This is a genomic window from Peribacillus sp. FSL E2-0159, from assembly GCF_038643155.1.
GTDB lineage: Bacteria > Bacillota > Bacilli > Bacillales > DSM-1321 > Peribacillus > Peribacillus simplex.
Genome location: NZ_CP152053.1, coordinates 3,564,657 through 3,577,421, shown reverse-complemented (window position 1 = coordinate 3,577,421; position 12,765 = coordinate 3,564,657). Strand labels below are relative to the sequence as shown.

The window sequence follows — 12,765 nt, the reverse complement described above, 5'->3', positions numbered from 1 at the left end:
GAGGTGTTAGGGGAATGGAAATGAAAAAAGGGTTGAAGATTGCCACAATAGGTGGGGGCTCTAGTTATACACCAGAACTAATAGAAGGTTTTATCAAACGATATGATGAGTTGCCTATTAGGGAACTGTGGTTAGTGGATATTGAGGCAGGAAAAGAAAAACTTGAGATTGTAGGAAGCTTAGCAAAACGTATGGTTGAAAAAGCAGGACTTCCAATGGAAATACATCTAACGCTAGACCGCCGTCAAGCCTTGCAAAATGCTGACTTTGTCACAACGCAAATGAGGGTGGGGTTACTTGATGCAAGAATCAAGGACGAGCGGATCCCGTTGGAATTAGGATTAATTGGTCAAGAAACAAATGGTGCAGGAGGATTATCCAAAGCATTACGAACTATACCCGTTCTTCTGGAAATTACAGAAGAAATGCAAGAGCTCTGCCCTGATGCATGGTTAATTAATTTCACAAACCCAGCGGGGATGGTAACGGAAGCCCTTCTCCGCTACAGCAAACATAAAAAAGTCATTGGTGTATGCAATGTTCCTTTTAATATGCATATCTCTATTTCTAACATGCTTGGTGTTGATATGAAGAGAGTGCACATAGATTTCGCCGGGTTAAACCATATGGTATTCGGGATGCATGTGTTCGTTGATGATCAAGAAGTAACAGATAAAGTGCTTGAAATGCTTGGCAATCCTGAAATTCAACTGACGATGAAGAATATTGCCCCATTGGCTTGGAACAGAAGATTTTTGAAATCTTTAGGAGTGGTACCTTGCCCGTACCATCGTTATTATTACAAAACAAAAACGATTTTAGAAGAAGAGTTGAAAGCATTCAAATCAGGGGAAACTCGAGCTGAAATTGTGAAAAAATTAGAAGAAGGTTTGTTTGACCTTTACAAGGATGAAACCCTTGACATCAAACCTCCACAATTAGAGCAACGCGGTGGAGCTTACTATAGCGATGCAGCGTGTAACGTCATTTCTTCTATTTATAATGATAAAAAAGACATTCAAGTGCTAAATGTACAAAACAAAGGATCGCTTACTGATATTGATTATGATTCAGCAGTCGAAGTAAGCTGTATTGTCACCAAAAATGGACCAATTCCTTTGGCTATGGGTAAATTACCCGTACAAGTGCATGGCTTAATTCAACAAATCAAATCATTTGAAAGAATTGGTGCAGAGGCAGCCGTTACAGGTTCTTATGATAAAGCGTTATTAGCTTTAACGATTAACCCGCTTATTCCAAGTGATGACCTGGCGGAAATGGTTTTACAAAAACTGTTAAAGGCGCATGAAGAATACTTACCGCAATTCAGTGAAAGTGCTGTACCGAACATCAAGTGAATGGACAGTAAGCAAATGAAACATCATAATCTAACATAAAATGGGAGTGTAGTAATATGTCAACTGAATTGAACAATAATGAAATGGAAATTTTTGAAATAATATCACATAGTGGAAATGCAAGAGGATTAGCGTTCGAAGCACTGAAAGAAGCGGAAGAATTTAATTTTGAAAAGGCTGAGGAACTAATTAAACAGGGTCAGGAAGAATTGAACTTGGCCCATAAGACACAAACCAAGCTAATTCAAGCAGAATTGAATGGAGTTCCAAGTGAGAAAACTTTATTAATGATTCATGCCCAGGATCACTTGATGACGGCAATGAGTGAACAAAAACTAATTGAACATATGATTCGCATTGTAAAAAAGCTAGCCCCACAACAGTAAAGAGGTGATTAAATAATGGGTAAACTCGGCATATCTATCTATCCAGAGCATTCAACCGTTGAAAAAGACATGGAATACATTGCACTTGCACACAAATATGGATTCAAAAAGATCTTTACTTGCCTGCTTTCTGTCGAAGGTGACAAAGAGAAGATTTTAAAAGAATTTAAAGAAACGATTCGTTATGCCAATCAATTGAATATGGAAGTAATGGTCGATATTGCTCCCCGAGTATTCGGTTCACTAGGCATTTCTTATAATGACTTATCGTTTTTTGCAGAATTAGGTGCGTATGGAATCAGGTTAGACATGGGTTTTACAGGTAACGAAGAGTCGATTATGACACATAATCCAAATGATCTAAAAATTGAAATAAACATGAGCAATGCAACAAAATATTTAGAAAATATTATGGATTACAAACCAAATAAAGAGAATTTAGTTGGATCGCATAACTTCTATCCTCATCGCTATGCAGGATTGAGCTATCCACATTTTATAAAATGCTGTGAGTCATTCAAAAAACATAATATCCGTACGGCAGCTTTCGTAAGCTCACATGCAGCAACGTACGGACCTTGGCCTATAATGGAAGGATTATGTACATTAGAAATGCACCGGGAATTACCCATTACAACACAAGCGAAACACTTGTATGCGACAGGGTTGATTGATGATGTAATTATTGCAAATGCCTACGCATCTGAAGAAGAATTGAAACAGCTTAGCCTGTTAAACAGCGGTCTATTAACATTTAATGTTAAGCTTCACGAAACCATAACAGCTTTAGAGAAAAAAATAGTATTGGAAGAATTCCATTTTTACCGTGGAGATGTTTCCGATTATCTTATTCGCTCGACTCAATCACGCGTGAAATATAAGAGCGAAGAATTTAAACCAACATATACGCCTGATATTAGACGCGGTGATATATTAATTGAAAATGAGCTCTATGGACAATATAAAGGGGAATTGCAGATTGCATTGAAGGAAATGAAGAATTCGGGAAAAACAAATGTAATTGGCCGAATAGCAGAAGAGGAAATTTTTCTCCTCGATTATTTGGATCCATGGGGGAAATTCCAATTCAATGTTAATTGATCAGGGAAGGAACGTTGATATTCCTTCCTTTTTTACTGATAGGAGAATGATATGAATTATATTATCGGTGTTGACGGCGGAGGCACTAAAACTGAAGCAGTGGCATATGATTTAGATGGTAATAAAATAAGTGAAGGCAAAGCGGGGTTTGGAAACCTCCTTATTAATGAAAAACAAGCCATCGCTAACATTATACAGGCAATTGAACAAAGCATGACTCCTATTGATAATGGTAGCTGCCATTACATTTGCTTAGGATTAGCCGGGTATGGAGGTGTTGAAAATCCTCAGGGCATAAAAAGTGCATTAAGCAGGGCATTTAATGCCCCGTTCACGATTGTAAATGATGGAATTATCGCTCATGCTGCTTTACTAAAAGGAAATGATGGCATTTTAACCATATCCGGAACTGGATCTGTAAGTATCGGTATCCATAATGGTATCGAGAAATCGGCTGGTGGCTGGGGACACATTCTTGGGGATGAAGGAAGTGGCTATTGGATCGCCATGCAGGCTTTTATAAAAATGACGAAAGAAGAGGATGAGGAATATGTCTATAGCCAGTTAACCGAGACAATACTTAAAAAACTTGGGTATCATAGTGTTATGGAACTGAAGAAATTCATTTATTCAGCCACGAAATCGGAGATTGCCGCGTTTGTTCCCCTTATTGTCCAACTTGCGGAGAAGGGCGATGGTTTCTCGCAAAATATTCTGAATCAGGCCGGGTACCACCTTTCAAAACAAACGCTTGAGGTTATCAAGAAGTTAAAGTTAAGTGAGAATGTTACAATTGCAATAAAAGGTAGCATATTGACAAATATACCATGGGTGCAAAGCTCTTTCATCAATCATATTAAACTTGAAAACCCATATGTGAAATTTGTTTTAGAAGACGTATCAGCTACCTTGGGTTGTTACTACATAGCAATGAAGCATTTAAAGTAAGTAAAGATCAAGGAGAGTAAATCATATGCACGTCGAAAATATTATATTGAGAATTGAAAGTTTATTGAACCAGTTGCCTAAATCAGAACGGAAAATTGCACAATATATTTTAGAAAATCCAAACGATATTATAAGAATGACGATACATGAATTAGCTGACCATGCCAATGCCAGCAGTTCAGCAGTGACGAGATTCTGTCATTCTATAAAAGTGAACAGTTTTTCAGAACTGAAGGTATCTCTATCATCTCTGGTTTCCCAACCGGAGAAAAAAGGTTTCCATGACATTGAGCCTAATGAAACAATAGCATCCATTAAAAATAAAATAGTGTCCAACTCTGTCCAAGCTATACAAGAAACTGCACATTATCTGGATGAGGCTGTTCTTGACAATATCATTGAAACTATGAGGAGTGCAGATGTAATTTATGTTTATGGTTTAGGGGCATCATGGCTCGTTGCCGAAGATATTACACAGAAATGGTTAAGGTTAGGAAAGATTGTAAGTGCCAATCAAGACCCGCATATTACAGCCACTGCACTTGCTGCATCATCAAAGAATACCGTTTTTTTCTGTATTTCCAATAGTGGTGAAACTGAAGAAGTTCTGGAACTCGTTGATATTGCTAAAGCATATGGAATTAAAACAATTGGTTTATCGCGGTTGGGGAACAATGGATTAACTAAAAAAGTTGATATGTCCTTAAATCATGTACGTGCACCGGAGGCTAAATTCCGAAGTGCTGCAACAAGTTCGCTTTTTGCACAATTTCTAACGGTCAGCATTATTTTTTATGCGTATGTTTCAAAATTCTATAATGAAAATAAAAATGAAATCGAACGTTCAAGGGAATCGGTATTGAAATTCACAAAAAGGAATTTGGATACTTAGAAAGGTGAGTCTTATCTTATCGTGTTTATAAGCATTGATAAGATCAATGGACGGTATTTTAGCTTGAGATGTTTCCGATCAGGATGCCTTGTAAAATTTACATCACGATGAAAGGAAGATGTATGCTGAATGATCCAAAAGAATTCTCCGAGACCCATTTATCATCAACTAGAGGAGGAGATTAAAGGAGCGATTCAAAGTCTTGAATTGGTGCCAGGAGAGATGATTCCTTCAGAAAAAGAATACACTGAAAAATATGGAATAAGCAGGATGACGGTGAGACAGGCAATATCAAACCTTGTGAATGGAGGTTATTTATACAGGCAGCGCGGAAAAGGAACATTCGTTGCCCAACAAAAATTGGAGCCGCCCTTGCAAGGATTAACAAGCTTTTCAGAGGATATGATTTCAAGAGGACTTAAACCAAGTACACGAGTTATCAGTTTTACGGAGGGCAATGCTGATCATGAACTTGCTGCAAAGCTTGAGGTTGAAGAAAGAACTTCTATTTTCGAACTGGAACGTGTAAGGCTTGCTGATCAGTTGCCGATGGCTTATGAAAGGCTATACATCTCTAAAGATCTTGCCCTGGATCTATCGGAAGAAATAGCCGTAACTTCCATTCATGACTATATAGAAAAAACATTTGGCTTAAAAATCCAGCATGGCATCCAGGTTATTGAAGCCTCCATTGCTCAAAAAAAAGAGGCGGAAATGCTCGAGGTAATCGAAGGTTCCCCTATATTGCTGATAGAACGAAGAATTACCCTGGATACCAATCGACCACTTGGGGTTGTCAAATCTGTCTACCGTGCAGATCGATATAAATTCAGAATTAATTTGGAGCGTTAAAAAAACAAATCCCACTCTTAAGCAAAAATAGCTTATCTGGATAAGTTAAACCCCTTGCCCAATATGGACAAGGGGTTTTTTAGTAGAATATCATTTTTCGAGTTTGTGAGTTTTCCAAATCGAAAACGTTGAAAATTATGGAATAACAATCCGGGATTTTAATTATTTCGCTAAGCTTTCTACCAATCGGTTTTCTTTCCAAATGACTGTAATGCCCAGGCCAATGACGATAATCACAGCAGCGAAAAGATAAGGATAGTTGATGTTTACGTCAAATAGTAATCCTCCCATAGATGGCCCGGCGATATTCCCTAAGCTCGTATAGGTGGAGTTCATTCCAGCAACGAATCCTTGTTCTTTCCCGGCAGCTTTTGATAAAAATGTCGTCAATGCCGGACGAAGCAAGTCAAATGCAAGGAAGATGAAGCAGGTTACCACAAGAACTGCCAAAAAGCTAGAGATCATAGTGGACGCTACCGCAAAAATTGCACCGACGATTAAACATAGTTGGATAAGCTTCTTTTCGCCGAGAACATCTACCAGTTTACCAAACATAAATACTTGCACAACAACTCCGAAAATAGAGCTTATTGTAATGATAATTGCAATATCCTTCGGCGTGAAGCCGAATTTATGATCAGAAAATAGACTAAAAACAGTTTCATAGGCTGATAAACCAAAAGCGAGTACAAATACAATGATGAACGCAATAAAGTAAAGCGGATTAAGTGATCTTTTTAAATCGCCTATAAAGTTTGTTTGCTTTGTATTAGCAGAAACTTTTGCAAGCTGTTCCTTTGTCAGCGGCTCTTTTAAAATGAATATTGATGAAAGGCATGCTAAAAAAGCAATGGCTGCTGCAAGGAAGAAGGGCAAGCGTATACCATATTCTGCAATAAAGCCACCGATCCCGGGTCCTATTATAAAGCCCAAGCTAATGGCGGCTGAAATATAGCCCATTGCTTTTGGCCTTTCCTTAACGGATGTAATATCCGCAACATATGCAGTAACACCTGGCATAATAAAGGCGGCACTGATCCCCCCTAGGATCCTTGATAAATAAAACACCGATACGTTTGTCCCTACACCGAAGATAAGTTCTGAAACACCAAAAAGGAATAAACCGATGATGATGATTTTCTTTCTGCCGTAACGGTCAACCCAACGACCTGCGAATGGCGACATAACGAGCTGTGATACCGCAAATACGGCAACCAGATAGCCCATCGTACTTCCTGATAAATGCATGATATTCATAAATGACGGCATAACGGGGATGATGAGTCCAATTCCCAGAAAAGCAATGAATATATTGCTTAGTAGAATAATCAATACCGCCTTTTGTTCTTTAATTGGTTTAATCATGTAGTAACACCTCTTTCAATGTGAATCATTTTTGTGAAATCCCTCTCCAAAACACTTTCCAAGAGGCAGCTAATTTATCCTTCAGCCGTTTCTCATCATTGCCGTATACAAGTTCAAGCAAAATGGAATCCACTACTCCCAAGAAAGCATAGGTCGGCGTTATGGCTGCATCTTCGACGATTAATTTGGCATTGATCCAATCCTGGAACTTACATTCCAGGATCGCTTGCACCTTTTCCTCGATATCTATGACTTCCTGCCCGATTTCTTTTTCAAGATGCGCTGGCGGAAAAAAGGACATACGCAGCCAAAACTTTATATGCTCATTTTTTTGGAAAAGATCGATGACCAATTGTAAGAATCCGTATAAATCTTTTTCAGGATTTTTTGAATCAACTTTACTGAAATATTGGAGTTTCGAAGATAGCTCAGTCTCTTTCGCATCACGTAAAACTTGAAGAAATAGATCATCCTTGCCTTTAAAATGGGCGTAAATGGATTGCTTTTTCATGCCGACTTCTTCAGCTATTTGAGAAAGCGAGGCTCCTTCATAACCATGAATCGTGAAATATTTAAGAGCGGCTTCTTTAATTTCGTTACTTTTCAATAATATCACCTCATAATTTAACGAACGTTCGTCAGTTATAATAGCAAATTAAATAAATATATGCAAGCGAATAAGTTTATACAATGGTATTTTGCAACAGAAATCATTAGATATGCAATCAAGGCTATTCACTAAATTCCCGCATATATTTCTATATGGATAATAATGAGACAGGTGGGATGAAGTTGGATACATATGACATCAGAAAAGTGATTCATTACTATTGCGCAAAAATACAAGAAACGAATCATCCTTATTATTGGTACTGTTTGGCTGAGACTCAAAGTAGGGCCGGATTAACGAATGAAGCACTGCAAACGATTGATAACGCCTTGTCGTTTCCAAATCCTTTTCCTTCAAGGCAGGAACTGCTAGACATGCAATTGAACCTCCAAACTGTTCTTTCAAGAGAAATGAACTTGAGCAGAACAGTCATAGTGACCTCAAAGCAAGGCGATATTGATGGGGACGGGATAAAGGACAATGTTTTTCTTACCGCAAACAAAACCCCTGATAGCCCTTTTTGGAGGAATATAACTTTGGTTATCCAAAATGGGAGGACTAATCAATATGAACAAGTTCCCATGAAAAATAACGCAGGATATAATCCGACCCTTTTTCTTGGTGATTTTACAGGTAATAAGGGGGAGGACATTTTAGTGGTCATTGATACAGGAGGGAGCGGTGGTTCCATTTATGCGTATGTTTTTTCATATCTTAACGGTCGACTCATGACCATTTTTAATTCAGATACATTCAATGAAACCTTTAAATACGATGTTAAATATGAAAACCAATACAAAGTAAAGCTGAACAGTTATTACCTAAAAGAAATGTACATTCTTGACCTTACATATAAGGATAAGGAATATCTATCTGAAATTTATAACGAGGATGGTGTATTGAAGGCGCCGATAGAAGGATGGGTCAATCCTTTATCAGGTTTATATCCGGTTGATTACAATAGGGATGGCATATATGAACTCGAAGCGTATCAGAGAATCGCAGGGAGGTATAATGCCGACTCTCTAGGATTTGTACAGACCGTATTGAAATGGAACGGGCAAGCGTTTGTTCCTGACCGGCAGAATGTGGCTATTTTTGGTGGAGAAGTATAGCACATTGGAGGTTCATGAACAAGGTACGGGCGAATCTTCGCCCAAAAGATGGCTGAAATTATTCTTGGTACTGGTTCAGATGACTGTGCAGAACGAAAATTCCAATGCATACGAAGATAATTGAACCGCTTTCTATCAGTGTGGCGGTTTTTTGCCTTCTATTTGATTCAACAAACTTTTTCGAAGGGGAGTAATGCTAATTATTTTTTAGTAGGCAATGCCTACACGGGATTTTAAATAATCGCTACTATTTATTTGGCTAAATGCAAATTCTGCTGTATCCGGCACGGATATTTCAACTCCATCCTCCGGCAAAAATTCACCTTCTACACGATATGTACCAACACTTTCTCCATCCGGCAAATACGTAGGACAGACAATAGTCCAGTGAAGTGTTGATTGTTTAAGCATCTCGTAAACTTTATGATGTTCTTTCGCTGCACGTGTAGACTTCTGCTTTGATTCACTTGATTGATAACGCAGAGAATTTGGGGTTGTTCTACTTTGCAGGATACCTGCTGTTCCAATGGTTATAATTCGTTGTATTCCTTCGTATTCCATTGCTTCGATAATTAGTGGCATACTTGCTGATAAAGTGGTTGTCCCATCAGTATTCAGTGCACTAATAACTACATCAATTCCATGCATGGCACGTACGATATCATCTTTATTTAAAACATTACCTTGAATGATGGTTAAATTGGCATTGTTTATTTGAATCTTCTCTGGAGTGCGAACTAAAACTGTAACATGATGTCTGTCTTCCAGACCATAAGTAACTAATTGACCCCCAACTCGTCCAGTTGCACCCAAAATTAAAATATTCATAGAAACGAACCTCCTTTTGCGAATACAATCATTCCACTAACATTATATCGTCATTTTCAACTAATGGGAGCTTTAGTGCAATTCGCATCATAATTCAGCGTTTGCTGGCGGTACCCCAAGAAGAAAAACATTCGTTGATAAAGAAACAAAATGGGCCGCTCAAAAGCTTCATGAGTGGCCCATTTGAAGAAAAAATATAAAAACGATTTAAAACGAGTCAATAGCGACTACAATACCTCCCCTAATATTCCTGTCCTTCTTTCGATTTTAGAAAAGAATCAACTGAGTCATCTAATAATTTCTCCCGATTAGGATCTTCATTGACATCTGTATCCACTTCCATTACGTCGTTATTTAATTTACTAACCTGACTTTTATGTTGAGCTGGATTATGGATGTTATTTTTTTTGTTTTGCATATAAACTCCTTCTTTAAAAGATATTTTTAATTTAGTATGAACAATTGGTCCAAAATGAAATCCAATATACTGTAAGATTATTTCAGCTTTTTTCCAGAATTGAGCTCTGTTGTCTTGATGGAAGGTTGAAAAAGTATAAATGATTTTATTTTGGGTATTATTGACTGAATATTATAAATATTGTGATATTTAATTTGTGAATGCAGTTACGAAACAGAGTTTTATATTCAAAACAATCAGTTCGATTTTCCTTGAATAATCTTACAGGAGGTTTTTGTTATGAAGAAAAGAATAAGGAATACTTCTATTTGCTCTTTGTTGGTAGTTTCAAGAATTCTATCATTATCATTATTTCTGCCTTCTTTTGGCCAAACAGCTGTACAGCAAACGGATTTTAAAGTAACTCTATTAGGAACAGGTTCTCCACTTTTAAGTACATCTCGATCTGGTCCAGCCACACTTGTAGAAGTTGGTGATGAAAAACTCCTCTTTGATGCTGGACGTGGAACTGCTTTACAATTATATAAAGCGAATATGCTACCAGGCAGTGTTGACAAGTTATTTCTTACTCATTTGCATTCGGATCATACAATCGGCATACCAGACATATGGCTTACAGGTTCTTTACCAACAGGAGGGAAAAGAGAGCAAGCATTTAAGATTTGGGGACCTATGGGAACCGAGAAAATGATGTTACATATGAATAAAGCATTTAAAGCCGATTTGGATGCAAGAGATGATTCTGGAAATGGAAACGTTGAAGGAGCAAGTATTGCCGCAAATGATATCAAGGAGGGTATTGTCTATAACAAAAAGGGAATTGAAGTGATAGCATTCAAGGTTGACCATAAATCAATTGAGCCTGCTTTCGGATATCGGGTTAATTACAAAGGACATTCAGTAGTTATCTCAGGTGACACCCGCTATAATGAAAATCTAATTAAATTTGCTAAAGGTGCTGACGTAGTTATTCATGAGGTTGCAGCTGCAAGACCAGATAATGAATCAGAATCAATAGCAAATATACTTGATCTTCACACAACACCCGAGGAAGCAGGTAAAGTCTTTAGCCAAATACAACCAAAACTTGCTGTGTACTCACATATTGTATTATTGGGTGGATTAACAGAAGAAAAAGCTAATTTGCTCGAAAGAACAAAAAAAACATATGAAGGAACAATTATAGTAGGTGAGGATTTGTTGTCCATTGAAATAGGGGACAAGGTACAAGTGCAACAGCCGGGAAACGAGGCGAACTATGGGGAAAAATAAACGACTAGCTTCAGCTTTTTAATGAAAGAGAGGGCTTACTTCAAAGGTAGGTTGCTGATGCAACCTTTTTGTATGAAAACATATTCGTGAAAGGCCATACTAAAATAAGCCCACCATATTCTAATTTTTTTGAAGGACGTAAATGTACTATGTCGTTAGTTTAACTGGTTATGCAGTTTGTTGTTCAGATGGAGCGATTGTATAGCCTTTCTTTTTTAGGTATTCGATCATTTTTAATTCTTTGTTCATTTGTTTTTCTTCAAGGTAATTTGAGCCTAGTTCTTGATAGGGTTCCCCTGTTTTTAAGATGTTGTAAGCAATCGTTAATAGTAAATGAGCAGAAGCGATTCGTCCCTTCATTTTTCCCTGCCGTTTGGTAATCCTTTTTCGATGTGAAGCAATTCGATTATTTTGCCTTGATGTCGCTAGTACACACTCTACAGCCATCGTTTTTAAAGCTTTGTTACCTTGTGTGGTTTTACTCGTTTTTTTTTACCAGCACTTTCGTAATTTCCGGGACTCACACCAGCCCAAGAGGCAAGGTGTTTAGCTGACTTAAATACGGACATATCAACGCCCATCTCTGCAATAAAAGTAGCTGCGGCAGCTTTGTTCACACCAGGTATTCCATCCAATAATTCTACTTCTTTACGATAGGGGGACAGGAGTTGATCGATTTGTTTTTCCAATTCTTCTATGGCTTTTTCTAAATAACTCATATGCTCCCAATGGTAACGCAACATATCACGATGATGACGGCGAATACGACCATTAATTGCACTGGCAATGTCAGTAATACTTGCTTTTGTTCGCCAATCCACCATTTTTCGAAGACCATCGGTCTCTATTTTTTCACCGTTTAGAATCGCTTCAAGGATACGGCGTCCCGATACACCAAAAATGTCTGATAGTACGGATGTTAGCTTGATATTAGCATCTTGAAGAATTTTGTGAATGCGATTCTGCTCTGAGGTGCGATGATGAATCAATTTTTTTCGATAACGAGTAAGATCTCGTAAATCACGAATATCCTCCGGTGGAACAAAATTGCTTTCAATAAGTCCGCATCTTAGAAGCTTGGCAAGCCATTCGGCATCTTTCACATCAGTTTTACGCCCTGGAACATTTTTGACATGTCTGGCATTGGCAAGAACAAGGTGAAAAGAATCTTCGAGTATATTCCATATTGGTTTCCAGTAGACTCCAGTACTTTCCATCACAACATCGGATACCCGAAGGGTAGTTAACCAATCACTTAAAGCCAAGAGTCCTGTTGTTGTAGTTGAAAAAGTTTCAATAGAGGTATTTGGCTTTTTATCTAATGGACCAAATAATACACAGGCTACTACTGTTTCTTGGTGTACATCTAGGCCAGCACACCGTTCAATCATTGCTTCCATAGGAGAATCACCTCAATAAAAGATTAACAATACATATGACAGGAGATTTGTTACAAAAATTTTTGTATACGTACTTGTAGTACACTAAATGGTTCTTCAATACTGTCACAACCAGTTTCTTATACAGGGTATCTTCCTTAAGATCCACCAAAAAAGGTTCAGCCTGGTTGTATTGTTATCATCCATTATCGTCAAGGAGTTAAAGGGTTAGACTCTATTT

14 protein-coding genes are annotated in these 12,765 nt (G+C 37.8%); 8 read left to right on the top strand and 6 right to left on the bottom strand.

Annotated elements, in window-relative coordinates:
* Nucleotides 1-14: 14 nt before the first annotated feature.
* The 6 genes from NYE63_RS17420 (at nucleotide 15) to NYE63_RS17395 (ending at nucleotide 5,537) form a co-directional block, all read left to right on the top strand.
* Nucleotides 15-1,358 carry a 6-phospho-beta-glucosidase gene (locus tag NYE63_RS17420; RefSeq protein ID WP_342602066.1) on the top strand — a complete coding sequence of 448 codons (1,344 nt, stop codon included), beginning with the start codon at nucleotides 15-17 and terminating at the stop codon, nucleotides 1,356-1,358.
* Nucleotides 1,359-1,414: 56 nt separating this feature from the next.
* Nucleotides 1,415-1,744: a PTS lactose/cellobiose transporter subunit IIA gene (locus NYE63_RS17415; protein ID WP_063233331.1), complete on the top strand. Its 330-nt coding sequence runs from the start codon at nucleotides 1,415-1,417 to the stop codon at nucleotides 1,742-1,744.
* A 15-nt stretch (nucleotides 1,745-1,759) separates the two neighbouring features.
* The gene (locus NYE63_RS17410) at nucleotides 1,760-2,845 is read left to right on the top strand and encodes a DUF871 domain-containing protein (RefSeq protein WP_342602065.1); all 1,086 of its coding nucleotides are present in this window, start codon (nucleotides 1,760-1,762) and stop codon (nucleotides 2,843-2,845) included.
* 51 nt (nucleotides 2,846-2,896) lie between these two features.
* Entirely contained in the window at nucleotides 2,897-3,793 is an 897-nt protein-coding gene (locus NYE63_RS17405; RefSeq protein ID WP_342602064.1) for a BadF/BadG/BcrA/BcrD ATPase family protein, read from the top strand.
* Between the two features lie 25 nt (nucleotides 3,794-3,818).
* Nucleotides 3,819-4,685, top strand: a complete 867-nt coding sequence (locus tag NYE63_RS17400) for a MurR/RpiR family transcriptional regulator (RefSeq protein WP_342602063.1) — start codon at nucleotides 3,819-3,821, stop codon at nucleotides 4,683-4,685.
* Between the two features lie 129 nt (nucleotides 4,686-4,814).
* Nucleotides 4,815-5,537, top strand: coding sequence for a GntR family transcriptional regulator (locus NYE63_RS17395; protein ID WP_342602062.1), 723 nt, complete (start codon nucleotides 4,815-4,817; stop codon nucleotides 5,535-5,537).
* A 162-nt stretch (nucleotides 5,538-5,699) separates the two neighbouring features.
* Here NYE63_RS17395 and NYE63_RS17390 read toward each other — a convergent pair whose 3' ends face one another.
* On the bottom strand, nucleotides 5,700-6,902 hold the full coding sequence (locus NYE63_RS17390; protein ID WP_342602061.1) for an MFS transporter: 1,203 nt from the start codon (nucleotides 6,900-6,902) through the stop codon (nucleotides 5,700-5,702).
* 25 nt (nucleotides 6,903-6,927) lie between these two features.
* Nucleotides 6,928-7,509, bottom strand: a complete 582-nt coding sequence (locus NYE63_RS17385; protein ID WP_063233337.1) for a TetR/AcrR family transcriptional regulator — start codon at nucleotides 7,507-7,509, stop codon at nucleotides 6,928-6,930.
* A 377-nt stretch (nucleotides 7,510-7,886) separates the two neighbouring features.
* Between NYE63_RS17385 and NYE63_RS17380 the strand changes: the two genes are divergently transcribed.
* The gene (locus NYE63_RS17380) at nucleotides 7,887-8,627 is read left to right on the top strand and encodes a VCBS repeat-containing protein (RefSeq protein ID WP_342605808.1); all 741 of its coding nucleotides are present in this window, start codon (nucleotides 7,887-7,889) and stop codon (nucleotides 8,625-8,627) included.
* A gap of 207 nt (nucleotides 8,628-8,834) precedes the next feature.
* Here the strand turns inward: NYE63_RS17380 and NYE63_RS17375 are convergent, their stop codons facing one another.
* Together NYE63_RS17375 and NYE63_RS17370 are read right to left on the bottom strand one after the other, a co-directional pair.
* A complete protein-coding gene (locus NYE63_RS17375; protein WP_342602060.1) occupies nucleotides 8,835-9,455 on the bottom strand; it encodes an SDR family oxidoreductase in 621 nt (206 codons plus the stop codon).
* A gap of 241 nt (nucleotides 9,456-9,696) precedes the next feature.
* Nucleotides 9,697-9,873 carry a hypothetical protein gene (locus NYE63_RS17370; protein WP_342602059.1) on the bottom strand — a complete coding sequence of 59 codons (177 nt, stop codon included), beginning with the start codon at nucleotides 9,871-9,873 and terminating at the stop codon, nucleotides 9,697-9,699.
* Between the two features lie 279 nt (nucleotides 9,874-10,152).
* Here NYE63_RS17370 and NYE63_RS17365 point away from each other — a divergent pair, with 279 nt between their 5' ends.
* On the top strand, nucleotides 10,153-11,145 hold the full coding sequence (locus NYE63_RS17365) for an MBL fold metallo-hydrolase (RefSeq protein ID WP_342602058.1): 993 nt from the start codon (nucleotides 10,153-10,155) through the stop codon (nucleotides 11,143-11,145).
* Between the two features lie 168 nt (nucleotides 11,146-11,313).
* Here NYE63_RS17365 and NYE63_RS17360 read toward each other — a convergent pair whose 3' ends face one another.
* Nucleotides 11,314-11,592, bottom strand: a complete 279-nt coding sequence (locus NYE63_RS17360; RefSeq protein ID WP_255264142.1) for a hypothetical protein — start codon at nucleotides 11,590-11,592, stop codon at nucleotides 11,314-11,316.
* Nucleotides 11,593-11,597: 5 nt separating this feature from the next.
* Nucleotides 11,598-12,545 carry an IS110 family transposase gene (locus NYE63_RS17355; RefSeq protein ID WP_342602057.1) on the bottom strand — a complete coding sequence of 316 codons (948 nt, stop codon included), beginning with the start codon at nucleotides 12,543-12,545 and terminating at the stop codon, nucleotides 11,598-11,600.
* Between the last annotated feature and the right edge of the window lie 220 nt (nucleotides 12,546-12,765).